Raw genomic sequence first — 25,751 nt, forward strand, 5'->3', positions numbered from 1 at the left:
AGCATCTTAATCATTTTTAATTCCTGAAGAGGAGGTTTATTGTGGTGGTTAAAAAACCGACTGATAAGAATACTAAAGTAGAAATTCTTCAGGCGTATGAGGAGTTAGCTAAAGAAAAAGCAGCGCTGAAATCTGAGATCGATCGAGTTGCCAAAGAAAACCAGTCTGAAACTAAAGAACAGCCTAAATTAGAACAAAAAACAGCTATGAATCAGCTTTCTAGTGTCCAACAGAAAATGAACAATACGATTGAAAGCTTGGCAAAGATTCAATTAGGTTTTGGCAGTGCTGCTAATGAATTATCGGAACAGCTAACCACAAAAGCCTCTAAGTTAGAAGAAATCAGGCGAAATTTAGAAGAAGAAATCCAACAATTAACGCAGTTGCATAATTTGGAAATTTCTGATGATATCTTGGATACTCTCATCCAAGCTTATGAAGATAATACTAAGGCTTATCAGGAAGAATATAGCCAGCGTTCGGAAGTGTTATTCCAAGAAATCCTAGAGCAAAAGAATACTTGGGCAAAAGAACAGGAGGAACAGCAACGGGCGATAAAAGAACGCAATGAAAACTTGAATAAAACTCGGCAACGTGATGTATCAGAGTATAAGTATAATTTAGAACTGCAACGACACCTACAAAGTGACGAATACGAACAACAGCAGAAAGCACTATATAAACAACTGGAAGAATTATTACAAGAAACAGAGAAACAGTGGGCTGAACAAGAGAAAGCAATTTCTGAGAGAGAGAAACAATTTGAAGAATTAAAAGTCAAGGTTGAGGCTTTTCCGAAAGATAAAGAAGCAGCTATCAAAAAAGCTACAGAAGAAGGCAAAGGCATCGCTCACTACCAAGCGAAAGTAAAATCAGATTTATATTCTAAGGAAGTAGAAGGACAAAAGCGTTTCTATGAACAGAGGCTGCAATCTTTAGAACAAACCATTACTAATCAAGAAATGCGGGTTCAAAATCTTTCTAAACAACTTGAATCAGCTCTCAAACAAGTTCAAGATTTGGCAGTTAAAGCTATTGAAGGTAATTCAAACGTTAATTCGTATCAGGCAATCAAAGAAATAGCCTTAGAACAGGCAAAGACTCAAGCAAAAAATAAATAAACTGATTTATTGTTTATTAAAAATTGTAGAGACTTAATTTAAATTAAGTCTCTACAAGTGAGTATCAAACTTTTCATTCAGTTTTAGTTGGTTTTTTAATGTCTGGAGGAGGTTGTGGTTTCTTCTTCTTCGTTTCGATAGGCTGTGTTTCGTTAAATGCTTGGTTGGAATTTGGTTCTTGACTAGACATAATACTGAATTTGAAAATTTACTACAATATTATCTACATGATCGGTATTGTGGATTACGGAAACATTTTACAGAAAATTTAAGTTTACCTAAAAAAGTTAGTAAATAATGCTACCCCTGATTTAATACGTTGAAGGTCGATTTGACCAGTTGCAGTGTAACAACCATTTCATCCTCCGTACCGTTCACTTTTTAGCTAAAACAAATAGCCAGACTAGTTGAGAAAGCCACAACTGTACTCGATATTTCGAGTCAGTGTGTGGAGTTTTTACGAAACACAGAGAAAATATCAAGCAAAGCTAGAAAAACCTAGATTCGGTGGAATATCCTGAATTCGCCCAGTCCCGATCGCTCGTAACGCTTCTTTGAGTAAAATATCCCCAGTGTACAAAGCACGTCCGACAATTACACCAGTCACGCCTTGAGGTTCTAACGCCAATAAACTCAACAAATCGGTGATAGAACTTACTCCACCAGAGGCAATTATCGGGATGGAAATTACCGATGCAAGTTCTCGCAAAGCTTCTAAATTGGGGCCGATGAGAGTACCATCGCGGTGAATATCTGTATAAATGATGGCGGCTGCACCCAATTCTTGCATTTGTACAGCCAGTTGAGTTGCTAAAACTTCCGAAGTTTCTAACCATCCGCGAGTAGCAACTTTGCCGTTACGGGCATCAATGCCAATAATAATCTGTTCGGGAAATTCTTCACACAGTTGTTGTACTAGCTGGGGTTGTTCTACGGCAATGGTTCCGAGAATTGCCCACTGTACGCCGAGATTGAATACTTGTTGCACACTGGTGCGATCGCGCAATCCTCCACCAATTTCAATGGGTACTGACACTGCATGAGCGATCGCTTCAATTGCTGCTAAGTTTACTACTTTACCCGCTTTAGCACCATCTAAATCAACTATGTGCAATCTGGTAGCACCTTGTTCTACCCACTGTTTGGCAACATCAACGGGATTTTCGCTAAAAACTTGGGAGCGATCGTAGTCTCCCTGATACAGTCGCACACAGCGACCTTCTAGTAAATCAATCGCTGGAATTACATCCATTTACTTCTTCCTCATAACTCAATACAATTAAAACTTAGCTGTGACGCATTTAAACTGTATATTGACTTGTTTAAAGGTCGTCCTTAGTCATTTGTGTTTACAAAGGACTAATGACTAATGACTTTTGATTTTTAATTGCCTTACAGCTTGTCCAAAACCCACCACCAGCAAGATGTTAGAAAGGGTCAAAAATAGTTCTGCACCACCGTGCAACCAATCTACATTGGCCAAAGACTCGCCGTAATGTAATACAGCATAAATTCCGGCTGGGATGGTGATGGCAACAAAGACGAGAGTACCGTAAAATCCATATAGCGCTAAACGCGGCATTTGCGGACTGCGGCTGAGAAACCACAAGAAACCCAAATAGGGAAACAGTGAAAGTGCAAACAGGGTTTCTTTAGAAATCATGGCTCTGATTTAATAGGTTTTGGTTCAACAGTGTCAGGAGATTTGGTAGAACGCCAAATCAAAAACGCTGCTGCCCAAAGCGTAAAATTACCAACTAAGGTCATGGTAGCTTGAAGTGTTACCAGCCATTCCAGAGATTCGGCGTTGTCGAAATAATGCCAGGTACAAGCACACATAGCGCTAACTAAAGCTGGTAACATGGCCAGGGACAATCCCCACCAATTATGGTTATTAGTGAGTTCGCCGTAAGTCCAGATTAACCAAATGGCGACAATCCACTCAATAACGCTAGAAATATGAATAATCCAGGTGGGAATCGATAGGGCGTGCATAAGAAAGTTAAGAGTTAGAAGGAAAGACGCGATTCATTGCGTCTGTACAAGAGTTAGGAGTCCTTTTTATCTTACTTTGTTACGAAGTTTGAAAATAGAATTTGTGAATGAATCTAATATATCAATCCTGAATCAAATGCGTAGAAAATACTGAAGAGAAGATAAGTACTATTTGCGACCATAGAGGGGTTATGGCAATGTGGATGCGTTAGCGAAGCCTCTCCAAGAGTTGGTATCGCTAACAGAGTTTATCGAAAATAGCCTAGACTTGCGTGAGGTCAAACTAGCGATGCCTTCGGCTTTGCTGCTGCTTACAAACGCTTAAAAATGATTCCTAATACTGCTTAATCTAAAGTCAAGCTGCATTTCACTTTTCTCTAATTAATGATGTATCTAAAAAATGTCTTAGCTCCGGTGATGTAAATTTATTTTTTATTGTTTGTGAGAAATCCGGGTACGATCATTGCTGCTGCTGTTAAACCCCGTTTCGGCAGAGATATGATTTGAATATACGTATGCAAACTATTCATAACCGTAAAATCAAAGGCGGAGGCTAAACATTGGGACAATTGGAAGCAGAACCTCTGACTTTGTCAGGCGCTCAAAAAAATTGGGTCTTACTCGGTGTCGGACTTGGGGTGTTTATGTCTACCCTCGATGTAGGCATCATCAATGTTACTTTACCCACATTGGTGCAAGCCTTTGATACCAGTTTTCCTACCACCCAATGGGCTGTATTGAGTTACCAGTTAGTCAGTTCCGGTTTAGTTTTGGGGGCAACGCGCCTGGGGGATATGTGGGGCAAGAAGTCCTTATATCAAGGGGGACTTGTTTTGTTTACTCTCAGTTCGCTGTTGTGTGGTTTTGCACCTAGTATTGAGTGGTTGATTGCCTTTCGCGCAGTTCAAGGACTGGGTGCTGTATTCATCTCTGGGCTTGGTTTAGCAATCATCACAGAAGTTTTTCCATCTTCTGAACGAGGCCGGGCTGTTGGCGTTATCGGTAGTGTTGTATCACTAGGAATTGCTTTTGGCCCTTCGGCTGGCGGAGTACTCCTAAGCTTATCAGGCTGGCATAGTATATTCTTCATCAATGTACCGTTGGGGATCATAGCTAGTTTCTTAATCGCTAGGGTAGTACCACCTTCTGTACGCATTGAGGGTAAACAGAAATTTGACTTTTTTGGAGCTATTTTAGCTTTATTGACTCTGGGTAGTTTTGGTCTGGGTATGACGCTAGGGCAAAGCCAGGGCTTTGGCAGTACCAATGCATTAATATTATTAGCGATCGCCACCCTAAGTTTTACAATTTTTTTGGTAGTTGAAGCGATCGTCAAGCAACCGCTACTAGAACTACACCTGTTTCGCAATCTTCAGTTGAGTATGGGTTTGCTAAGTGGTTGGCTAGCATTCATTGTTATTGGCGGTTCGCTACTCATCGTTCCTTTCTTTCTAGAGGGCGTGAAGCATTATCCGACGATAAAAGTGGGCCTGCTACTAGCCGTGTCACCTGTACTTAGTGGGTTAATTGCTCCACTAGCAGGAACACTTTCAGACCGCTTTGGCGCTAGACTAATCACCCCAATTGGATTGGGATTGATGATCGGTGGCTGTCTGGGGATTAGCACTTTTGATGCTCAAATTACTGAGCTAGATTATGTGTCGCGCTATTTTATTTACGGCATTGGACTGGGTTTATTTCAATCGCCCAACAACAGCACTGTCATGGGAGCAGTACCAAGGGAGCGACTAGGGATTGCTTCTGGGCTACTGTCTTTGTCACGGACATCAGGGAACACAGTAGGAGTTTCATTAATCGGGGCAGTATTTGGAGGATTAATCGCTAGCATGTCTGCGGGTGCTGATGTCTCTGTTGCCCCTCCTGATGCGATCGTTGCAGGGTTCCAGGGAACTTTTCGTTTCGCAGCCCTAATCCTTTGTGTGGCAGCAGTTGCATCCGTTTTAAGGATCGAGAAGAGGCAGGGGGGCAGGGAGTAGGGAGCAGGGGGAGAAAAACTATTAATTATTGCCCAATTAACAATTATTAAGGAGTTAAATAAATGACAGAGAAATTAGCAGGAAAAGTAGCAATTATCACTGGGGCTTCAGCAGGAATTGGTGAAGCAACTGCGATCGCTTTGGCTTCAATTGGAGCAACAGTAGTACTGGCTGCTAGACGTGGCGATCGCATTCAGGCATTAGCAGAACGCATTCAAGCTAGTGGTGGTAAGGCATTGGCTATTGTCACCGATGTGACTGACGAAAACCAGGTAAATAACTTGGTGGCAAAGGCAAATGCAGAATTGGGAAGGGTCGATATCCTTGTGAATAATGCAGGAATTGCCTTACTCGGCACTATTGAAGCTGGAAATAGCTCAGACTGGCGGCGATCGTTTGACCTGAATGTACTAGGACTCTTATATGCTACTCACGCTGTTTTGCCTCTATTGAAGGCGCAAAAATCGGGGCATATAGTCAATATTTCTTCAGTGGCTGGCCGCACAGCACGGGCGGGTGTTGGTGTTTATAATGCTACCAAATGGGGTGTTAATGCCCTCTCGGAAGCATTGCGACAAGAAGTCCACAAAGACAATATTCGCGTCACCATTATCGAACCAGGTTTGGTGGATACGGAAATCGACAACCAAATTACCGATCCCGTGGCCAAACAACGCATTCAAGAACGGCGTAAGGCAATTACACCTTTGCAAAGCGAAGATGTTGCTGCTGCGATCGTTTATGCCGTCACCCAGCCATCGCGCGTTAATGTCAACGAGATCCTCATCCGACCAACGGGACAAGAACATTAACTACTGTGAGTGAAGATGAGTTACAGCGATCGCTTGATAAAATAGGAAATTAGAAAAATGTGGCTCATAATAAATCAATAATTTATTTTTAGGTAAGTCATCCCTAAGACAGTAGCTTTTTGCTCTATTTTTTAGATATTGATTGTTAGGAATTTGAGATTTTTGTCAGCATCTGCGAAATTAAAAATCTCCAAACAGTGAATACTGACTTTTATTTTTACTAAAAGTCTAAGTAATTATAGCGCCTGATATTCCAAGGAAAAAGCGATGTCTGCCTTACCTCTCAATAGCCAGAATCTACCATACCCTGACCCTTTACACCCGATCGTTGTTCACTTTGTAATTGCGATGGTGTTTTTTTCTTTCTTCTGCGATGTCGTGGGGTATTTCACCCGCAACGTGCGTTTGTTTGAGGTGAGTTTCTGGAATATGTTTGTTGCTGCGATCGCAATTTTCATCGCAATTATCTTTGGTCAATTTGAAGCAGGACTAGCACAAGCCCAGCCAGCAGCCCAGTCAACACTGAATTATCATACAGTCTTGGGTTGGTCGCTGGCGGCAATTGTTGCCGCGATCGCAGCTTGGCGTTTTGTGATTCGCAACCGCAACCCCCGAAGAGTACCACCTGTTTACCTTGGTGCTGTAACATTGTTAGTGTGCTTAGTATCCTTACAAGTATATTTAGGGAGCAAACTGTTTTGGGTATATGGTTTGCACGTCGAGCCTGTAGTTCAAGCCTTGAAACAGGGGGTTTCACCATGAACTCACAACTGATCGATCAGTTGAGATTGCGGTTGGGTGCTAACGGATTACCCTACGAGATTCCTGTACATCCGCAGTTAGTGCATCTAACACTGGGTTTGTTCATCATTGCCATCATTTTCGATATAGCAGGAGTGTTGTTTTCTTTAGAAAAACCAATTTTCAAATTTTTGGGATTGCCTGCCATCCGTTCTAGCTTTTTTGATGTCGGCTGGTACAATCTCATAGCAGCAGCAGCAATCACATTTTTCACGGTTGCTGCTGGTTTTTTTGAGCTACTTTTGGCAAATCCACCAGTCGATCAAAAGAGTGCTTGGGGGTTAAGTCCTGGTTTGACAATGCTTTTACATGGTTTGGGTGGCGTTTTCTTATTGGGGATCATTGTAGCCATGACTGTATGGAGAGGTTTGCAACGCTACCTCTGGCGTAAGGATGCTTCCAGACAGGTGCAGTGGGCTTACTTGTTAGCAGGGATTGCAATACTAGGCATATTATTCGTTCACGGAACTTTGGGGGCGCACTTGGGAGAAGAATTTGGGGTTCATGTTACTGCTGCTAATACAATTTCCAAAAATGTTTACAGCAAATAATTAAACGAGAATTTAACGGATTTTATGTTTAGTGTTTTTGAATATGTATTAATAGCGGTTTATGTAGCAGTGCTGCTCGTCATTAGTCGGTGGATTGGACAGCAGGCGTTTTCTTGGATGCCTCCCCAAGCTACAGCAGAAGCACAACGGGTAGATGATTTGTTTAGCTTCTTAGTCTCAATTGGAGCATTTATCTTCCTTGGGCTAGTTGGCGTTATGGTGTATGCGATCGCATTCCATCGCGCCCCCCCTGAAGACTACACCGAAGGACACCCATCTAGAGGTGATGCGAGGCTAGAAATATTATGGACAGCCACCCCGACTTTGTTAGTAGTGTGGATTGCTTTGCAAAGCTTCAATATTTATCAGCAGTTAGATATTTTGGGTTTAAAGGAAATCGTGCATTTGCATACACCCCTAGAATCTGCACCCGCCTACGCCGGAACCGTCACCGATGTCCCAAAACCTGCATCTGAAACTATTGATGTTTTTGTTAAGCAGTGGGATTGGTCTTTTCGTTATCCAAATAACGTTACTAGTAATCAGCTACATCTGCCGATCAATCGTAGCACTCGTTTAAATCTGCAAGCGCAGGATGTGATTCACGGTTTCTATGTCCCTGAATTTCGCTTAAAGCAAGATATTATTCCAGGGCGCAAGATTGATATTGTGTTAACACCGATTCGCCCAGGCAAATATCGGCTGAAAGATTCTCAATTTAGCGGTACTTACTTTGCCTTAATGGAAACGGATGTATACGTTGAATCCCTTGAGCAATATAATCAGTGGCTCACGCAAACCGCTAATAGCGAAGAAATTCCAGTAAATCAGGCAGTTGCCGAAAATATCCAACCACCAAAAACATTGTTTAATAGCGGCTGGTACACCGTCACACCTGCTCAACCTGGCATTGCCAATAAAAGGAAATTAAATAATGACACATGACTTTAGTCAAGAGATTACCGGGGATCGAGAATCGCAGAACCAGCAGGGTAATACTTGGCGGGAATACTTCAGCTTCAACACCGATCATAAGGTGATTGGAGTTCAGTACATGGTGATGACCTTCATTTTCTTCCTGATTGGTGGGCTATTGGCAATGCTGATTCGGGCTGAGTTGCTCACCCCAGAATCAAATTTGGTCGATCGCCCGCTTTATAACGGTTTGTTCACCATGCACGGGACAATCATGATTTTCCTGTGGATTATTCCCTTCAATGCAGGTCTTTCTAACTACTTAGTGCCGCTAATGATTGGAGCGCGGGATATGTCTTTTCCCTTGCTCAACGCCATCTCGTTTTGGATTTTGCCACCAGCTGGTCTTTTACTACTGTCTAGCTTCTTCCTCCCAAACGGGACTGCACAAGCTGGGTGGTGGTCTTATCCACCAGTTAGTTTGCAAGTTCCAGGGGATCAGTTTATTAACGGTGAATTTATTTGGATAGTCAGCCTAGTTTTGATCGGGATCTCTTCCATTATGGGGGCTGTCAATTTTGTTACCACCATCTTTTGGATGCGCGCCCCAGGGATGACGTTTTTTCGGATGCCTGTATTTGTTTGGTCGGTTTTCAGCGCCCAGTTATTGCAACTGATTAATTTGCCTGCCTTGACAGCTGCATTGATCCTGCTGTTGCTTGACTTATCTTTGGGTACACAATTTTTTAAACCGGACGGGAATGGCGATCCGATCATTTATCAACATTTATTTTGGTTTTATTCTCACCCAGCAGTTTATATCATGGCACTACCAGCCTTCGGTATTTTTGCTGAGATTTTACCTGCATTTTCTCGCAATCCCCTATTTGGTTATCGGTCAGTTGCGATCGCTACATTAGGTATTGCTTTTATCAGCATCTTCGTTTGGGTACATCACATGTTCACCAGTGCCACCCCTGGTTGGATGCGGATGACCTTCATGGCTAGCTCAATGTTAGTTGCCATACCCACTGGCATTAAAGCCTTCGCTTGGACAGCCACTATCTGGAGGAGCAAGCTACATCTAGAGACACCAATGCTGTTTGCAATGGGAGGTGCAGCCATGTTTATTTTTGGCGGTGTTACTGGTGTAATGCTTGCTGCCACGCCCTTTGATATCCACGTTAATAACACCTACTTTGTTGTGGGACACTTCCATTACATCGTTTTTAACACGATCACAATGGCAATCTTCGCGGCAATTTACTACTGGTTTCCCAAAATCACTGGAAGAATGTATGCCGAGGGTTGGGGCAAGTTGCATTTTTGGCTGACCTTTATTCCTGCCAATATTACCTTCTTCTCCATGCATCCATTAGGTTTACAAGGGATGCTCCGCCGAGTTGCTTCCTACGATCCACAGTATCAGGGATGGAACGTCATCGCTAGCCTAGCATCATTCTTACTAGGAGCATCCACGCTGCCTTTTATTGCTAACATAGTAGGCTCTTGGCTTTACGGGCCGAGGGCAGTTGATAATCCTTGGCACGCTACTGGGTTGGAATGGACAACCTCTTCACCACCTCCACGAGATAACTTTGAAGAGATTCCAACAGTAACAAGACCTCCTTATGACTATGCCAATCCAAAGTATTCAGTAATCGTAAATTCAGATAATAACGAATGACTCCATTTGAGATTTTGAATATTCCATCCAAAATCTCAAATTCCGTAAGGAGTTAAACCCATTTTAATTACGAATTACGTTCGCGGAGCGTGCCGGAGGCTCTATTACGAATTATGCAACGTCCCCCAACTCATATAGATGAAAGTCCTGTCCGTTTTGATCTGTGGCGGGAACGCTTGCCAAATTGGTTACAACGCTTTCTACCAACTGGGGGCGGTAATCATGAAGATCAGCATGGTAAAGGATTGTTCGGATTTGCTATCTTCCTATTGTCGGAAAGCATCATATTTTTGAGTTTCATTTTTACTTATGTTGTTCTGCGACTGACTACTAAAAACTGGTTGCCGCCCGGTATTTCTGGCCCGGAATTGTCTACAATTGTGGTTATAAATACGGTAGTATTACTTTCTAGTAGTTTTGTTATTCAACCAGCAGAAGCTGCCCTCAAGCGTAATCAACTCAAAAAATTTCGCTGGTTATGGTTAATAACGATCGCAATGGGAAGTTACTTCTTAGTTGGTCTGTTAATTGAGTGGAAAAATCTCGATTTCAAGATTACAACAGGGTTAGTTGGTTCGACATTTTACTTATTAACAGGCTTCCACGGTCTACACGTTTTAGCTGGTGTTGTGCTTCAGATAATTATGCTGATTCGCTCATTCATTCCAGGCAATTATAATAAGACTCACTTTGGTACGAGTGCCACCACTTTATTTTGGCACTTTGTTGATGTAATTTGGGTCTTTCTTTTCTCACTTCTCTACCTTTGGCGGGCATAAAAACATTCAGAAACCACAGTTATTTAAGGAGTAATTTGATGAATTTATACTTGCAAGACATACCAGCTTCAGAACTCGCTCCAAAAGCAATTCAAGAAACTCCAGCACCAGGTAAAGACCCATTAATTGCAAGTGGATTACAAAAAGAGCAATATGCTGGCATCATTGGGCTAGCGATCGCTCTGATTGCTGCTGTAGGATTTTTTAGTCGCAGAGTTGAATACGCTATTGCATTGGCTGTACTCCTCAGCGCTATTGTGATAGCTTTGTTTTTCATCTAGAAAAGCTTTCATTAATTAAATATCCTGATTTAACAAGATTTGGGAGAGATTTTATGAACAGCCCAGTTGATCAAACTGTGATTGTCGGCGGTGGTTTTACCGGACTATTTACAGCCTTACACCTAGCTCACAAACATTATCCGCGTTCTGTGATCTTGATTGATAAAGATGAGCGATTTTGCTTTAAGCCACTACTATATGAATACTTCGATGGCGAGATGGAGAACTTTCAGGTTGTCCCGCGCTTTTCGGAACTACTTAAAGGTAGTGGTGTCATCTTTGTTCAAGATGCAGTGCAATCGATAGACTTGCATGGACGCGAAGTCAAATTAAGTTCAGGAAACTCTTATAATTACAGCAACTTAGTATTAGCTTTGGGCAGTGTTACTGGCTATCATCAGGTTGAGGGTGGTAAAGAATACGCCTTTCCTTTTTGGACACAAGCAGATGCAATCGCTCTTGAGGGGCATTTACGTGACTGTTTACAAAAAGCAGTTCAAACTGAAAATTCAGAAGAACGCCGAAAACTATTAACACTAGTCATAGTTGGTGGTGGTGCTAGTGGTGTGGAAATGGCAGCAACTTTAGCTGATTTTCTCCCACAGTGGTATAGCGCTTTGGGAGGTAATTCAAGTGAAATTCGCATAGTACTGCTCAATCATGGTGAAAAAATCCTTGATGGCGATGTTAACAATCCACTGCGTCCAATTGCTGAAAAAGAATTACAAAAACGCGCTGTACCAGTTGAAATCCTTACGGGAGCAGAAGTCACTACTATTCACGCTAACGCAATTGAATATAAAAGCAATAATGAAGTTAAGACATTGCCAACATCCACTACAATCTGGACTGCTGGCACTTCTACCCATCCACTAATTAAAGATTTGCCAATTTCTAAAGAACATCGAGATCGCCACGATCGCCCTTTAGTTACTCCCACCTTGCAACTGCTTGATTTTCCAGAAGTGTTTGTCGGGGGTGATTGTGCAGCAGTTCAGGATAATTCACTACCGCCTACGGCTCAAGTGGCTTATCAACAAGGAGCTAATATTGCCCATAATTTGAAAGCGATCGCTCTCGGAGAAGAACTCAAACCTGTTAAGGTTAACATTCGTGGAACTCTCTTGAAATTGGGGATAAATCATGCTGCTGCTAACCTTTTGAATGTTTTTGAAGTTGCAGGCGAAACCGCGCATTTAATCCGTCAAGCCACTTATCTAACGCTATTACCAACACCAATTCATGATTTTAAAGCTACAACTGAATGGGTAGATGAAGAGGTTTTTCATCAGCATCTCGACCCTCATGATGTAGGTAAAAAAGTGGTGCAGGTAGCGGGCATAGTAGGTGCAGGAGTTGTGGGTATTCTGGCTGCGAGGAAATTACTCAAAATGTTGGGAGATGAGGATAAAAAAGAGTAGTGACTGGGGACTAAGAAAAAAACACACCTGAATATCCCATGATTATTTTGCGATCGCCAAAGGGCTGGACAGAGTTAACAATTCAAAATTCAAAATTCAAAATGACGCTCGCCGACTCGCTCTAAGCGAAGCCATGCCGTAGGCTTTACGCTGCGCTCACAAAATTAAAGACATTTTCAGACGGGGATTTAAACCCCGACTGAAACTCATCCTAAGAGGTTGAATGAACAAGTATTTCACTGTTATTTTAGGCACTTAGAGATCCCCCCTAACCCACGCCACTTGCTCTACTTGGAGAGACCCCAAGACCGGAGTGGCTCCCCTTAAAAAGGGGGGAACCGGAATCAAAGTCCCCCTTAAAAAGGGGGATTTAGGGGGATCTAAAACTTTTGATACCGACAAGAGGACTTGTTCATTCATCCTCTAAGACTTGGTTTCTTGTGTCTGTGCGTCGATAATTACACTCCAGTCATCATTTGTCACAGCAGCTTCAAGCTGACGCTGACGTTCGGCTATACTCGCATCTATTGTTTCTAACTCTTTAGAGAGGGTTGTGTCAGCCATTGCTTTCCGCAGTTTTAACTTTTTCTCCTCATAGGCTTGACGTTCCACCTCCGACATTACCGCCTTTGCAGCTTCCCCTACTGTACTAGCCCACATTTCGCCATCAGTTGCATTACCAGGTGGTGTGGTTTCGAGTTCTGCTATCCACGCATCTCGCAAATCTTCCATATCTTGACGCTTAGGGAACTTGAATGCTTGCACCCGCACAAAAGCACACTTTTGCTGACCATTTTGGGTGACATGACTATTTAGAGAAAGCAACACATTTCGAGAATAGCCGATGTACTGCGTGCGGCGTTCTGCATCTAAAACTGCATAAACACCCGCAATTTTAGCGTTCTGAGCAGATGCACTCCAAGTTTCAAGGTCAATGATTTCAGTATCATCGTTTGCCAGTTCAGGGCTTATACTCACCTCAATGGCGGCATGTTCCTCCTCGGAACTATACAAAAATTCATGTAGCCCACGGTGGTTTATGGGGACATTTTGATGTTCAATGGGCGGGTTGTGCTGAGTTTCCATCATCGTTTATCTCTGAGCTATGAGAGCAAATTGCAAATATATGCCTTTAGAATATTGAAGCTTAAATCTACTCACATCCCCAAATTATTGCTGACAAAGCGAAAACAACTATTAAAACTTATATGAATCAATTGACACCTAAAAATTGGATATTCATCAAACACCGACTTACGCCTTATTTATTTTTACTACCCGCCTTGATTCTTTTGGGGTTAACAGTCTTTTTGCCTGCACTGCAAGCGTTTTACCTCAGCTTTACTAGCTATGAAGATATCGCCCAGCCGCCACAATGGATAGGTTTCGCCAACTTTTTCAAACTTTGGAAGGATGCAGTTTTTTGGAAAACCTTGGAAAACACTTTTTTATATCTTGTGGGTGTAGTCCCAATTTTAGTAATTGCTCCCTTAGTGCTGGCAATTTTGGTAAATCAGAAACTGCGGGGGATGAATTGGTTTAGGGCAGCGTATTACACCCCAGTGGTAATTTCAATGGTGGTTGCGGGAATAGCTTGGAAATGGCTGTATGCAGAAAACGGATTACTCAATCAGTTATTGAAAGCTTTGGGGCTTTTTCCTGAAGGTATTCCTTGGCTAACTAGCCCAGCAAAAATTTTTGGTATTGTACCAATTTCTCTTGCCAGCGTCATGGCTGTAACCGTGTGGAAGGGACTAGGTTACTACATGGTAATTTATTTAGCGGGGTTGCAATCAATTCCTGCTGATGTGTATGAAGCGGCAGCCATTGATGGATCTGATGGTATTAGCAAACACTGGGATATTACTATACCTCTCATGAAGCCATATTTAGCATTAGTAGCGGTGATTTCGGCTATTTCTGCGACCAAAGTTTTTGAGGAAGTATATATTATGACCCAAGGTGGCCCACTCAGTAGTTCTAAAACAATTGTTTATTATCTATATGAGCAAGCTTTTAGTAACTTGGAAATTAGTTATGCTTGTACAATTGGGTTAGTGCTATTTTTGATAATTTTAGGATTATCAATTTTGCGATTAATGATTAATCAGCAAGGGGACGATAATATCACCATCTGATTGCTGCCCCTGAGTGGTTACTATTCGTAAAAAGAAAGCGGGGGGATTTTAACCGAACCGTATTGTCCCCACTCGCTAGCTCAAATTATTTTTCCATATACCCACCAGCGTAGTCAATTACACAAATTGTTCTATATGATTTGTGAGTTCCATAAGCAACGCCAGATACTTTAAAAGCACCGTTAAAAATATTTTTTCTATGACCGCGATCGCGCACGCCATCATCAATAATTAATTGCATGACGATATCTTGGGCAGTGTTTGGGCCATAACTGATATTTTCGCCTGCGGTTGTTTCCCATCTACCATAACGGTTGATGCGATTAAAGGGGTTGCTACCATCGCTACCATCATGACCTATAGCACCTTTTGGGCCTTGGTCTTTAACATGGTCTTTTGCTCCTAAAGACATACCTTTTGAGGCACTCAATGCTCCTACAGGACGTGCAGATTTCAAAAATGCGATCGCTTCATCAACTGCTTTGACTCCTTCTTGAGTTCGCAAATAGGTATTATTAGCAATTTTGACTCGATTCCCCTCAAAGCGTTTCCTATAGTTTTCTATAATCGGAAGGTATGATTTGGGATTTGTTCGTACCTTATTTGTTTCAACAATTACCTGTTGTTCAAGTGGTGAAAGGTAACTCGCCTTAGCTAATAAAGTTGGACTGGTTGGTTGAACTACTGCTGGGTTAGAGTTTGCCACAGACGGGCTAGATTGAAACAGTTGATTTGAGCAACCGAATATCAGGGTAACTGGTAAAAGTACCCAAAATTTAATGCGATGCATTTATGACCTCACAATTTTTTCTATGGATTAATTTAGTGAATTAGAAGAAATAATAATTTTCAACACACAGAGAAGTTTGTAGACGCTTCTTTATTCGTAATTTTAGAAGCGGCTTTTTGCCAGACATCAGAATTTCTATCAGTTCCTTAATAAGAACGAAAATGAATTTATCAAGAGTTATAGATAACGCTGTGATCGTCTTTCTTCCTTGAGTGTAAAAAAAGGATTACTTAATACCTGTTGTAACCTAGCTAACACTCAAACGTAAACCACAAAAAATATTTTTATTTGATTATGCCTGCTTTTAAGTACAATAATTTAGAACCTTAGCTTAGAGCAAAAACAACGCAAATAAAAACTTTGCATATTTGCGTTTGAGGGAAAAAGGCAGAGTTTATACCGTGTCCGCTCAAATAACTGTTGTTGCGATCGTTTGTTTTCAGTGTAGGGAAACAAGCCCGAAAAAACTTTGCGATGCAATTGACTAATTACGACTGATTTATCGGATATAATATTAGACTTTGAGAAACCAACGTTGTCGATACATCAGAACACCAACAGCCCACCACAACAATACGGTAACTATGGCAAACAATAGAGAACCATTCAGAACTCCCGCCCAAGATGCGAAAAAGTTCTGGTAAATCCAATTGTAGGTACTGGGAGCGTCTTTACCGGTGCCGATAGTGGTTTTCACTAAGATTTTAATCAACAAAACCGATGGAACGAAAAGTGCGATCGCATTTAAGCCCATAATTTCAAAAGGTTTACTCCAGCGACGATGCAGCCGGACTTCGATGAGTTCATAACAAGCCGCTAGCAAAAGTAACGCCCAACCGCTAGTAAAGACTACATAAGAACTTGTCCACAGCTTTTTGTTGATGGGAAATGTCCATCCCCACGCCCAACCGATAATTAAACAACCAACTCCAAATAATCCTAAGCCGATGCTTGTGCGTGATTGTACAGTTTGGCTGCGTATCCATTGTCCAGTAAAATAGCCAGCGAGGACGCTTACTATCGCGGGAATAGTACTGAATAGTCCCTCTGGATCTCCCATAAAGTTGAAACCATCACCTTTATATAGATGTGCTTTGGGAATAATTATCCGGTCAATATAAGCACCAAAATTACCTTCTCGTGTCAAAACTCCCGCGCCATAATCAGGTACTGGTAGATACATCATCGTTAGCCAGTAACCGATGAGTATCACTCCTGCAAGTATCCATTGACCTCTGCGCGGAACGTTGAGAACTATCAAGGAAGCCAACAGATAGGTAATGCTGATGCGCTGCAACACTCCCATAATGCGGATGCTACTCAAATCAAAAGTCCAAACGCCTTGATTCCAAAAGCCATTTAGTAGCAATCCCAAGCCGAAGAGAATGGCAGCGCGGCGTAATATTCGCCAGTAAATAGTTGAAGTGGGTTTATTAACTTCCGTATACTTTGACAGCGAGAAAGTCATGGCTACACCAACAATGAAGAGAAAGAAAGGGAATACCAAATCAGTTGGAGTGCAACCGTGCCAATCAGCGTGGGCTAAGGGAGGATATACATCATCTGCGACTCCCGCCATATTAACGAGAATCATAGCAGCGATCGTAATGCCGCGAAAAACATCCAGTGAAGTCAGACGCATAAGGGGAATTTTTTCTTTGATGAGTATCTAAGCTACCCCGCCTGATGCAGGTAATCAAGCAAAATTTATATACTCGGATACAAGGTAAAATTTTGTTAAATAATTACCACCACTTGTTATGCCAATTAAAGTTGGAGATACCGCTCCTAATTTCGCTTTACCTGCTCAAAACGGCTCAACAGTTAGCCTCCAAGATTTTCGTGGCACAAAAGCTGTTGTCCTATATTTTTATCCCAAGGATGACACACCAGGATGTACGGCTGAATCCTGCGCCTTCCGCGATCAGTATGAAGTGTTTAAAGGCGCTGGTGCTGAAGTTGTTGGCGTGAGTGCTGACTCTAGCGAATCTCACCAAAAATTTGCTGCAAAATATAATCTACCTTTTACCCTGTTAACTGACAAAGGCGACCAAGTACGGAAGCTATATGGTGCAACAGCAGCCTTTGGCTTATTCCCCGGTCGCGTTACTTATGTCATTGACCAACAAGGAGTTGTGCAATATGTGTTTGATTCAATGTTCAACTTTAAAGGTCATGTTGAAGAAGCATTGAAAACTTTGCAACAGCTTGTGAAATGAGGGGATTGGGGATTGGATACTGGGTACTGGGTACTGGGTACTGGGTACTGGGTACTGAGAAATTCTTTCTTTACCCAGTCCCTAGTCCCTAGTCCCTAGTCCCTAGTCCCTAGTCCCCAGTCCCTATTTAGAATGCAACTTTTCCGGCATGACAATATTAGTGTGGCTTGACTTCCCATTCTTGCCGTTTGTATGACCGTTACCATTGCGGGGATGGATCACACCATAACCGCCGTGGTTGCGTTCGTAAATTACATTAATCTCTCCAGTTTCAGAATTGCGGAACATATAAAAGTCGTGTCCCACGAGTTGCAGTTGTTCTAGGGCTTCTGCAAGGGTCATCGGTGGCATGGAAAAATATTTGGTGCGGACGACTTCGTTGGGTAGTTCGGGGGTGCGATCGCCAATTAAATCTGGAACTACCGACTCTGCAACAACTACTTCTGTTGGTTGGGCATGAGTTTTGTGATCTTGACGACGTTCTTTATATTTCCGCAGTTGACGGGCAATTTTATCTGCAACTAAGTCAATGCTGGCATATAGGCTTTCACTACTTTCCTCAGCACGGATAATGCTACCATTAGCGTAAATAGTTACTTCAGCTGCTTGTCTAGTATTAATTCTAGGATTCCGGGCTACGCTCAGATGCACATCCACTTCATTTGTAATGCTCTGAAAGTGACTAACTGCTTTTTCAATCTTTTGATGTACATATTCCCGAATCGCATCGGTGATTTCAATATTTTTGCTGTGGATGACAAGCTTCATGTAAACTCTCCCACTGAATATTTGATGTGTGAATTTGCTTTGTATGAAAAGAAATTGCGGTAAGGTCTATTACTCCCGCCAAAACAAATTGTGAACTGTTTTTATGTACTGCTGGTAAGCCATCTCTAAGCCTACTGCATCTGATTTTTTGCTCATTGTACTCTCGATTTTCCTCCTCATCTCTGCGCTGATATCCAATTGGATTTCCACATAGAACTATTTGGTGAGGAAATTTGAGTAGTTTCTGCCGTAACTGTCTTCTCTATTAAAACAACGCTTACAGAACTTTTGATAGTTGCTCCTTCTGTGTCCGGTTGAGGTTTACTCACTGTTGATCAACAACAAGAGTATTTGTAGAAGTCGATCTTGTTTATATTTCAAACAAGATTATTAGAGTCATCAGCCAGTTTATCGTTCTTATTGTCTTGGCATGATGCTTATTGCAGAGAATTCCTCCTAAAACCTATTGAGGTTAATATTCAAGCTAGCACTTTGTATTTTCTAATGCAGGTTCCCTTGACTTTCCTTTAAAATCCTTTGCAAAACTTAACATTTATTGACTCCAATCCTGTAAATTGAAATATATTTCGTCCTGAATACAGTTGATTTTTGGCATTATCTATAGTATGAAAACACACAAAAACCGTTGTTTGCTGTATAACCAAGGATTAATACCTTACTTAGATGCTCATGCATGGCAGCGATCGCTCCTCACTCAGCGCATTCATGACCCCAGTCTAGATGACGTGTTAATTTTGCTAGAACATCCACCCGTTTACACTCTGGGACAAGGAAGTAACTCAGATTTTATCAAATTTGATATTGATAAAGGTCAATATGATGTGCATCGAGTTGAACGAGGCGGCGAAGTTACTTACCATTGTCCTGGTCAACTAGTGGGGTATCCAATTTTAAATTTGCAACGTTATCGTAAAGACCTGCATTGGTACTTACGGCAACTCGAAGAAGTGATAATTCGCGTATTGGCAGTTTATGGGTTGCAGGGAGAAAGAATTCCGACTTTTACTGGTGTTTGGTTACAAGGGCGAAAAGTTGCGGCTATTGGGATTAAAGTCAGCCGTTGGATTAGTATGCACGGCTTTGCATTAAATGTTTGCCCAGATATGTCAGGCTTTGAGCGCATTATACCCTGCGGTATTTCTGATAAACCTGTAGGCAGTTTAGCCGAATGGATTCCAGGTATTACTTGCGAAGAAGTGCGTTTTTATGTAGCACAGTGCTTTGCTGAAGTGTTTGGTGTGGAATTAATCGAATCGCAACCTTAAGTATTTTTCTGGTCTGAGTAAATTCAGCTTATAATTATGTAACAAATACTATAGTAGTCTTATTTAAATTATGAGACACTTATGAAATTAACCGATATTTAATAGTATCAAAATACCTATTTAACTACGGTTAGCAAAGCTAGAATCTGATTATTTACAAATTTCTATACTAAATTTTTCCGGCTGTAAAGCACAACTTTGCGCGTGAATTACTCAAATAATTTCCAGGTATATGCCCCATCGTTAACATCTCTGAGAGAACGTGATTGGACAGCTTTGATAGAACTATTTTATAGAGACGACGGTGATGAAATTGAAGCCGACATCAGTGGTAGTTTGGTTTGGCTGATACCTGAACCGTGTCGGGAAGACGATCATTTTGATTTCTTGCGCGAGTACCTTTAAGAGTGCTGAGTGCTGAGTAGGGAGTGAAGAGTTTAAAGCAAGTCTTTAATTACGAATTACTTTAAGGCGACTGAGGAAAATACGCAGGCGATCGCTTTGGGGGTTGGTCAGTAATTCATAAGCTGAACCTTTTTCTGTCACAATACCTTTGTCTAAAAATATTACCTGATGGGCTACTTCTTTTGCAAATTGCATTTCATGGGTGACAACCACCATTGTCATCCCCTCTGATGCCAATTGTTGCATCACTTGCAAAACTTCGCCCACGAGTTCGGGATCTAGGGCGCTAGTGGGTTCGTCAAATAGCATGATTTGGGGATTCATACATAAGCTCCGGGCGATCGCTACTCGTTGCTTTTGTCCGCCAGAAAGTTGTTCGGGATAAGCAGATGCTTTGTCATGTAAACCAACTTTTTCTAAATATAATCTCGCTATTTGGGCGCTTTCTTTCGGTGTTTTACCTAAAACTTTCCGAGGTGCGAGTGTCATATTTTCCAGAACGCTGAGATGAGGAAACAGGTTGAACTGTTGAAAAACCATGCCTACTTGTGTTCGTAGTTGTCGCAGTTGGTTATAGTTGACTGTGGGCTTAGATAAGTTGATGCCGTTAATTATTAAACGCCCATTGTCAATGGTTTCTAGGCGATTAAAGCAGCGTAGTAGGGTACTTTTACCACAGCCGGAGGAACCGATAACTGCAACGACTTCTCCCCGGTTGATTTCACCAGTGATTCCTTTGAGGACTTTGAGGGAACCAAAGTTTTTTTCGATATTGTCAAAAATAATCGCGGGAATGGTATTGTTCATTACTTGTGTCAAGCTGCTCTACAGTTGATTGTAAGGTTTTTAACGAACCGCCAAGACACCAAGGGCGCAGAAGTAAGAGAAAATAATATGGCTAAATTTGTTTTTGGACGTTGGTTGCGCTGGTGTGTGGTTGTTAGTTTTAGCTGTTTGTTATTGACTGGCTGTGTTGTCAATTCTAGTGCGGGGAAGACTTTACGGGTTGCTACTGAACCGGCGTTTCCACCTTTTGAGTTTAAAAAAGAAGGTGGTGAGTTGCAGGGTTTTTCAATTGATTTGATGAATGCATTGGCTTCCTCTGCTAACTTTAAAGTTGATTTTCAAAGTATGCCTTTTGATGGTATGATATCGGCTTTGGCAGCGAAAACGGTAGATGCAGCGATTAGTTCGATCACAATTACAGAGGAGAGGGCGAAGACGATTTCTTTTTCCCGTCCTTATTTTAAAGCGGGGTTAGCGATCGCAATCCGTGCAGACGATCAAAATATTACTGGCTTTGACAGTCTCAAAAATAAAAAAATTGCAGTCCAAATTGGTACAACAGGGGCTGCAAAAGCTAAGAGTGTTCCTGGAGTCCAAATTCGCAGTTTTGATTCAGCACCTTTAGCCCTGCAAGAATTGGCCAATGGTAATGTGGATGCGGTAATAAATGATGCACCAGTGACTTTATATGCTATTGATACTGGCAATCTTCAGGGAATAAAAGTAATACAGCAATTGCTAACAGAGGAATTTTACGGCATTGCTACGGCGAAAAATTCATCTAACTTGGCATTAATAAATGCTGGTTTAGATAGAGTGTTGAAAAATGGCACTTATTCCCAAATTTATCAAAAATGGTTTAAAATTAAACCGCCATTACTACCAGTCAAATTACCATTTGAGAACGAGACTAACACTGGTACACCTCAAAAAATCAGTTCAATTAGCTTAATTTTGCAAGTTTTACCAACTTTATTACAGGGAGCTTTAGTAACGTTGCAATTGACGTTACTTTCTGTAGTATTTGGTTTAATTGGAGGTTCCCTGATTGGTATTATCCGCCTTTCTCGTATCGCACCTTTGCGTTGGGTAGCGAGGGCGTATGTAGATTTTTTCCGGGGAACGCCTTTGTTAGTGCAAATTTTTATGATTTACTTCGGATTACCGGCAATTTTACAAGAACTGGGTTTGACATTTACTTTTGATCGTTTGGTAGCTGGGGTAATTGCCTTAAGTTTGAATAGCGCTGCATACATTGCCGAAGTTGTGCGTGCTGGGATTCAATCAATCGAAACAGGACAATCAGAAGCAGCACAATCATTAGGTTTAAGTTCTGTGCAAACAATGAGTTATATCATTTTTCCCCAAGCTTTCCGGCGGATGATTCCACCTTTAGGTAATGAGTTTATCAGTTTGTTGAAAGATACAAGTTTAGTTGCAGTGATTGGTTTTGAAGAATTGTTTCGCAAAGGACAGCTAATTGTCGCCGATAACTATCGCGCTTTTGAAATTTACGCGGCTGTGGCGGTGGTTTATTTGTTCTTGACATTACTTTCTTCACAAGCATTTAGTCGGTTAGAAGTGTGGATGAATCCAGTTAAAAAACATAGGAAATACGATAACTAATAAAGAGTTTTCAGTTATTTTGCGATCGCTGTAAGCAACAGAATTTCGCAGCTTTGCTGTTGAATTATTTATTGTTAATAAGTAGATTTAGCTAAACTATAAAAATTAAATTTTTTTAAGATTTGTAAAAATGTGAACACTATCTACTACCAATAACACATATCCTTTTTTTTTGTATTATTTCGTGGTTATTATAGTAATATCTTGGCAAAAATATCTTTTTTTCAAAGAAAAATACCTAAATCCAGTCATTTAGTTAATAAAAATTTTATTGACTTAGTATCAACACACCAAGGGCTAATAGAGATAAACTAGATAGAATAGAAAGTAAAAATTAATAGCTACAGCATAATAAGCATTTAAAAAATGAATTATTGATGAATAGCATAAAAAATTAAACACTTTGTTTGTAGTCAACTTAAAGCAGAATACATAGATGCGGATAATTGGACATATCAACTACAAAAGGTACTACCCATGAGTTCCCGCGCACTGCTGTTAGTAAATCGTCATGCCCGCCAAGGGCAAAAGAGTCTGTCGGAAGGGATTGAATATCTGAAGACACTCGGCTTTGATTTAATTGAGGAGTCTACAGAAGACCCAAAACATCTTGCTGAAGTTATATTTCGCTATCAGCATCAAGTTGACCTAGTAATTATTGGTGGAGGAGATGGCACTCTCAATGCAGCAGTAGATGCTTTAGTTGATACTCAGTTGCCCTTGGGAATCTTGCCTTTAGGAACTGCCAATGACCTAGCAAGGACTTTGGAAATTCCGAATTCCCTCAGCGAAGCTTGCAAAATTATTGCAGATGGAAATTTACGCCGCATCGACTTAGGTTGGGTAAACGGCAAGCACTTTTTTAACGTTGCTAGTTTGGGATTAAGTGTAAAAATTACCCAACGACTTACCAAAGAAGTCAAACGCCGTTGGGGAATATTTGCTTATGCCGCCACTGCATTGCAAGTAACTTGGGAAGCTAGACCTTTTACTGCGGAGATTGCAATCAATGGTGAATCAGTTCGCGTAAAAACAGTGCAAATTGCTGTGGGTAACGGCCGTTATTACGGCGGTGGTATGGCTGTGGCTGACGATGCCACAATAGACGATCAAAGACTAGACCTCTACAGCTTGGAGATAAAACATTGGTGGCAGATTATATTGTTACTCCCTGCCATGCGGCAAGGGCGACATATACATTGGGAGAATGTACGTTCTTTTCAAGGTCAAGAAATAAAAGTATATACTCACAAACCGCGTCCTATTAATACAGATGGTGAAATCACTACTTACACTCCTGCTCATTTTCGAGTTATATCTAAAGCTATAGCTGTTTTAGTACCCCAGAAATAAGCAGTTAGGAGTTAGGAGTTATTCTGGTTATCTCCCTCTGCGAAAAATGTGGAAACTCGCATCAACTCACGCCAAATGCATCTGAGATTTTCTCAAGATATAAAGTCCCTGTTGCAACGCCTAGCTGAACAACCACTTACTCTAGGTGATGTTCTGGCAGAAACCTCAGAACGAGGGTTCAGTCTGGTAATTACATTATTAGTCTTGCCCTTTTTATTTCCTATGCCACCAGGATTAACTGGCCCTTTTGGTGGTGCTTGTTTACTATTATCAGCGCAAATGGTTTTAGGGAGGCGATCGCCTTGGCTACCGAAAAGAATTGCCAACTACAAATTTCCTCGTCCCTTCGCCCAGTTACTTTTGCAAAATTTGGGACATCTTACCAAAATTTTACAGAAAATCGCCCGTCCCCGATTTGCAAAAATAGCCCATAATCCTTTAATTTGGCGAATTAATGGGTTTTGTATTTCTTTGTTAACAGTATTACTGATATTACCAATTCCGTTTACAAATCCTATCCCTACTATAGGTATTTTACTTTTGACTGTTGCCACTATCGAATCTGACGGTTTATTAATTTGTATCAGCTACGGAATTACTATTTTGATTACCTTGATGTTTGGATTTCTTGGTTATGCACTATGGTTAGCTCCTGGTTTGCTGCCATCTATATTTAAATAATAAAAGCCCCCAACTAAAAGCTGAGGGCTGTAATTTATTAGGGTGCATCTACCATTTATTAATCCACTTTATTGATTACCATATCCGGGAAAATTAGACTTTTAACCCAATTTATTTTATTCCAAACTTAAAAATATCAACATAAAAAAAGCCCCCAACTAAAAGCCGAGGGCTGTGATTTAATTAAGGTGCATCTACTATTTATATCTCCGCCTTAGTTATTGCTGAATCAGGAAGAATTGAAAAAAATAGATGGCTGTGGTGTTGATTTTTCTAGCTACGCCAGCAGTACTAGCTTGAATGGGATAACCTACGGTTTTTGACTAGGTAATCATTGACTAGCTTCACAATAATTTTACAATTATCTCCAATTTGCCCTGGATACACAAAGTTTCTATTAATATCTCGGATGGCATCTCCGCAATAGTACTAATTTGGTTTATTAGTTGGGTATATGATTCTAAAGATTAGGCACACCCAACTCGATGATAAAGCGATCGCAATTTCTATTAGCCCTTGCTAGTCTTAGTATTGTCGGGGGAAGCTTTTTTATGAGAACAACTTTTAGCAGTACTAGCGAACCTAAAATAGTAACTGATACATCACGCTACAAAGAAATTCGTCATCAACTATGGAAGGGTAATGACCAAGTAAAACATTTTCCTAATGATATTCCCACTGATGCTAAAGGCGTTCGGATTGCTTACTCTCCTGAATTTTTACAAGGAAATAGTTTCTTTCAAATTAGGATGAAAGAGCCACCAAACAAGATAGAAAAATTACTCTCACAATACAGAAGTAGTGCAAAGCACAAATATATAGGTGGTAACACAAACAACCACATAAATCAGCCTAACGGTGTACCGACAACTTTTTTCTACACCAGTGACTCTCCTACGGAATCTTTTCCAGCTACTTATGAAATACTGGTATTAAATACAGACGACAAAGGTAGACCTGGCTTTAAGTGGAATCATGGAGATAGTTACGGGGTTGCAATTAATAGTTCCGCCTCAGAAATTATCTATTGGTCTGAAAAATGGTAATTAGCAATTCAAAGTCATTTTAAATTGCCATAAAAAATTATTATTTTTATAAATTGCTACATCCAATCCTAACCTAACGCCAAGTGACTGGCTCAACTTTTCACTCAATCCCCTGTAATCTGCTATTGCCAATAAATTGTATAATAAGCAACAAAGTTAGATGCTTTTGTTATCCAGAAACCCATTTCACTGCTACAGTTACAGCATTTACGGCTGTTATGAGGTACAGTAGCAGCAACTAGCAAACCAGTTTCTTAAATGTTGAGGATTTATCAAGTCGAGTGCAACTGAGA

27 protein-coding genes are annotated in these 25,751 nt (G+C 41.0%); 19 read left to right on the forward strand and 8 right to left on the reverse strand.

What is annotated here, in order from left to right; all coding sequences use genetic code 11:
- Positions 1 to 41: 41 nt before the first annotated feature.
- Positions 42 to 1,121 (forward strand): hypothetical protein, encoded by a 1,080-nt coding sequence (locus V7K38_RS05720; RefSeq protein ID WP_334856134.1) that lies wholly within the window; start codon positions 42 to 44, stop codon positions 1,119 to 1,121.
- 478 nt (positions 1,122 to 1,599) lie between these two features.
- Here V7K38_RS05720 and hisA read toward each other — a convergent pair whose 3' ends face one another.
- The 3 genes from hisA to V7K38_RS05735 all read right to left on the reverse strand — a co-directional run bounded on the left by hisA (position 1,600) and on the right by V7K38_RS05735 (position 3,116).
- The gene (hisA, locus tag V7K38_RS05725) at positions 1,600 to 2,373 is read right to left on the reverse strand and encodes a 1-(5-phosphoribosyl)-5-[(5-phosphoribosylamino)methylideneamino]imidazole-4-carboxamide isomerase (protein WP_334856135.1); all 774 of its coding nucleotides are present in this window, start codon (positions 2,371 to 2,373) and stop codon (positions 1,600 to 1,602) included.
- Between the two features lie 114 nt (positions 2,374 to 2,487).
- The gene (locus V7K38_RS05730) at positions 2,488 to 2,784 is read right to left on the reverse strand and encodes a DUF3593 domain-containing protein (RefSeq protein WP_334856136.1); all 297 of its coding nucleotides are present in this window, start codon (positions 2,782 to 2,784) and stop codon (positions 2,488 to 2,490) included.
- On the reverse strand, positions 2,781 to 3,116 hold the full coding sequence (locus V7K38_RS05735) for a DUF2499 domain-containing protein (protein ID WP_334856137.1): 336 nt from the start codon (positions 3,114 to 3,116) through the stop codon (positions 2,781 to 2,783). The genes V7K38_RS05730 and V7K38_RS05735 overlap by 4 nt, the downstream gene beginning before the upstream one ends.
- 199 nt (positions 3,117 to 3,315) lie before the next feature.
- Between V7K38_RS05735 and V7K38_RS05740 the strand changes: the two genes are divergently transcribed.
- From V7K38_RS05740 to V7K38_RS05785, 10 genes are all read left to right on the forward strand, one after another.
- Complete coding sequence (locus V7K38_RS05740) at positions 3,316 to 3,441, forward strand: hypothetical protein (RefSeq protein WP_334856139.1); 126 nt, start codon at positions 3,316 to 3,318, stop codon at positions 3,439 to 3,441.
- A gap of 235 nt (positions 3,442 to 3,676) precedes the next feature.
- Positions 3,677 to 5,113 carry an MFS transporter gene (locus V7K38_RS05745; protein WP_334856141.1) on the forward strand — a complete coding sequence of 479 codons (1,437 nt, stop codon included), beginning with the start codon at positions 3,677 to 3,679 and terminating at the stop codon, positions 5,111 to 5,113.
- Positions 5,114 to 5,175: 62 nt separating this feature from the next.
- Positions 5,176 to 5,925 (forward strand): SDR family NAD(P)-dependent oxidoreductase, encoded by a 750-nt coding sequence (locus tag V7K38_RS05750; RefSeq protein WP_334856143.1) that lies wholly within the window; start codon positions 5,176 to 5,178, stop codon positions 5,923 to 5,925.
- 267 nt (positions 5,926 to 6,192) lie between these two features.
- Entirely contained in the window at positions 6,193 to 6,687 is a 495-nt protein-coding gene (locus V7K38_RS05755) for a DUF2231 domain-containing protein (protein ID WP_334856145.1), read from the forward strand.
- Positions 6,684 to 7,277, forward strand: a complete 594-nt coding sequence (locus V7K38_RS05760) for a DUF2231 domain-containing protein (RefSeq protein WP_334856147.1) — start codon at positions 6,684 to 6,686, stop codon at positions 7,275 to 7,277. Before V7K38_RS05755 ends, V7K38_RS05760 begins: the two co-directional genes overlap by 4 nt.
- A 24-nt stretch (positions 7,278 to 7,301) precedes the next feature.
- The gene (locus V7K38_RS05765; RefSeq protein WP_334856148.1) at positions 7,302 to 8,222 is read left to right on the forward strand and encodes a cytochrome c oxidase subunit II; all 921 of its coding nucleotides are present in this window, start codon (positions 7,302 to 7,304) and stop codon (positions 8,220 to 8,222) included.
- On the forward strand, positions 8,212 to 9,879 hold the full coding sequence (locus V7K38_RS05770) for a cytochrome c oxidase subunit I (protein ID WP_334856149.1): 1,668 nt from the start codon (positions 8,212 to 8,214) through the stop codon (positions 9,877 to 9,879). The genes V7K38_RS05765 and V7K38_RS05770 overlap by 11 nt, the downstream gene beginning before the upstream one ends.
- 113 nt (positions 9,880 to 9,992) lie before the next feature.
- A complete protein-coding gene (locus tag V7K38_RS05775) occupies positions 9,993 to 10,658 on the forward strand; it encodes a cytochrome c oxidase subunit 3 (RefSeq protein ID WP_334856151.1) in 666 nt (221 codons plus the stop codon).
- Between the two features lie 38 nt (positions 10,659 to 10,696).
- The gene (locus tag V7K38_RS05780) at positions 10,697 to 10,939 is read left to right on the forward strand and encodes a hypothetical protein (protein ID WP_334856153.1); all 243 of its coding nucleotides are present in this window, start codon (positions 10,697 to 10,699) and stop codon (positions 10,937 to 10,939) included.
- A 53-nt stretch (positions 10,940 to 10,992) separates the two neighbouring features.
- The gene (locus V7K38_RS05785; protein ID WP_334856155.1) at positions 10,993 to 12,360 is read left to right on the forward strand and encodes an NAD(P)/FAD-dependent oxidoreductase; all 1,368 of its coding nucleotides are present in this window, start codon (positions 10,993 to 10,995) and stop codon (positions 12,358 to 12,360) included.
- Between the two features lie 423 nt (positions 12,361 to 12,783).
- Here V7K38_RS05785 and V7K38_RS05790 read toward each other — a convergent pair whose 3' ends face one another.
- Positions 12,784 to 13,449 (reverse strand): GIY-YIG nuclease family protein, encoded by a 666-nt coding sequence (locus tag V7K38_RS05790; RefSeq protein ID WP_334856156.1) that lies wholly within the window; start codon positions 13,447 to 13,449, stop codon positions 12,784 to 12,786.
- A 119-nt stretch (positions 13,450 to 13,568) separates the two neighbouring features.
- On the opposite strand from V7K38_RS05790, the gene V7K38_RS05795 reads away from it, so the two are divergent.
- Complete coding sequence (locus tag V7K38_RS05795) at positions 13,569 to 14,498, forward strand: carbohydrate ABC transporter permease (RefSeq protein WP_334856157.1); 930 nt, start codon at positions 13,569 to 13,571, stop codon at positions 14,496 to 14,498.
- A gap of 85 nt (positions 14,499 to 14,583) precedes the next feature.
- Here the strand turns inward: V7K38_RS05795 and V7K38_RS05800 are convergent, their stop codons facing one another.
- Both V7K38_RS05800 and V7K38_RS05805 read right to left on the reverse strand, forming a co-directional pair.
- A complete protein-coding gene (locus tag V7K38_RS05800; RefSeq protein WP_334856158.1) occupies positions 14,584 to 15,288 on the reverse strand; it encodes a CAP domain-containing protein in 705 nt (234 codons plus the stop codon).
- Positions 15,289 to 15,802: 514 nt separating this feature from the next.
- The gene (locus V7K38_RS05805; RefSeq protein ID WP_334856160.1) at positions 15,803 to 16,930 is read right to left on the reverse strand and encodes an acyltransferase family protein; all 1,128 of its coding nucleotides are present in this window, start codon (positions 16,928 to 16,930) and stop codon (positions 15,803 to 15,805) included.
- Between the two features lie 118 nt (positions 16,931 to 17,048).
- On the opposite strand from V7K38_RS05805, the gene V7K38_RS05810 reads away from it, so the two are divergent.
- Positions 17,049 to 17,507, forward strand: a complete 459-nt coding sequence (locus V7K38_RS05810; RefSeq protein WP_334856161.1) for a peroxiredoxin — start codon at positions 17,049 to 17,051, stop codon at positions 17,505 to 17,507.
- Positions 17,508 to 17,630: 123 nt separating this feature from the next.
- Here the strand turns inward: V7K38_RS05810 and hpf are convergent, their stop codons facing one another.
- Entirely contained in the window at positions 17,631 to 18,275 is a 645-nt protein-coding gene (gene hpf / locus V7K38_RS05815) for a ribosome hibernation-promoting factor, HPF/YfiA family (RefSeq protein WP_334856162.1), read from the reverse strand.
- Between the two features lie 626 nt (positions 18,276 to 18,901).
- On the opposite strand from hpf, the gene lipB reads away from it, so the two are divergent.
- Together lipB and V7K38_RS05825 are read left to right on the forward strand one after the other, a co-directional pair.
- Positions 18,902 to 19,561: a lipoyl(octanoyl) transferase LipB gene (gene lipB, locus V7K38_RS05820; protein ID WP_442940752.1), complete on the forward strand. Its 660-nt coding sequence runs from the start codon at positions 18,902 to 18,904 to the stop codon at positions 19,559 to 19,561.
- A 204-nt stretch (positions 19,562 to 19,765) separates the two neighbouring features.
- On the forward strand, positions 19,766 to 19,966 hold the full coding sequence (locus V7K38_RS05825) for a hypothetical protein (protein WP_334856163.1): 201 nt from the start codon (positions 19,766 to 19,768) through the stop codon (positions 19,964 to 19,966).
- A gap of 45 nt (positions 19,967 to 20,011) precedes the next feature.
- Here V7K38_RS05825 and V7K38_RS05830 read toward each other — a convergent pair whose 3' ends face one another.
- Positions 20,012 to 20,773, reverse strand: a complete 762-nt coding sequence (locus V7K38_RS05830; protein ID WP_334856164.1) for an amino acid ABC transporter ATP-binding protein — start codon at positions 20,771 to 20,773, stop codon at positions 20,012 to 20,014.
- An 87-nt stretch (positions 20,774 to 20,860) separates the two neighbouring features.
- Between V7K38_RS05830 and V7K38_RS05835 the strand changes: the two genes are divergently transcribed.
- The 4 genes from V7K38_RS05835 to V7K38_RS05850 all read left to right on the forward strand — a co-directional run bounded on the left by V7K38_RS05835 (position 20,861) and on the right by V7K38_RS05850 (position 25,458).
- The gene (locus V7K38_RS05835) at positions 20,861 to 22,378 is read left to right on the forward strand and encodes an ABC transporter permease subunit (RefSeq protein WP_334856165.1); all 1,518 of its coding nucleotides are present in this window, start codon (positions 20,861 to 20,863) and stop codon (positions 22,376 to 22,378) included.
- 477 nt (positions 22,379 to 22,855) lie between these two features.
- The gene (locus V7K38_RS05840) at positions 22,856 to 23,731 is read left to right on the forward strand and encodes a lipid kinase (protein WP_334856167.1); all 876 of its coding nucleotides are present in this window, start codon (positions 22,856 to 22,858) and stop codon (positions 23,729 to 23,731) included.
- A gap of 75 nt (positions 23,732 to 23,806) precedes the next feature.
- Entirely contained in the window at positions 23,807 to 24,412 is a 606-nt protein-coding gene (locus tag V7K38_RS05845; protein ID WP_334856174.1) for an exopolysaccharide biosynthesis protein, read from the forward strand.
- Positions 24,413 to 24,897: 485 nt separating this feature from the next.
- Positions 24,898 to 25,458 carry a hypothetical protein gene (locus V7K38_RS05850; protein WP_334856169.1) on the forward strand — a complete coding sequence of 187 codons (561 nt, stop codon included), beginning with the start codon at positions 24,898 to 24,900 and terminating at the stop codon, positions 25,456 to 25,458.
- Positions 25,459 to 25,751: the final 293 nt, after the last annotated feature.

Origin of the sequence: Nostoc sp. (assembly GCF_036917465.1) — a bacterium.
Taxonomy (GTDB): Bacteria; Cyanobacteriota; Cyanobacteriia; order Cyanobacteriales; family Nostocaceae; genus Nostoc.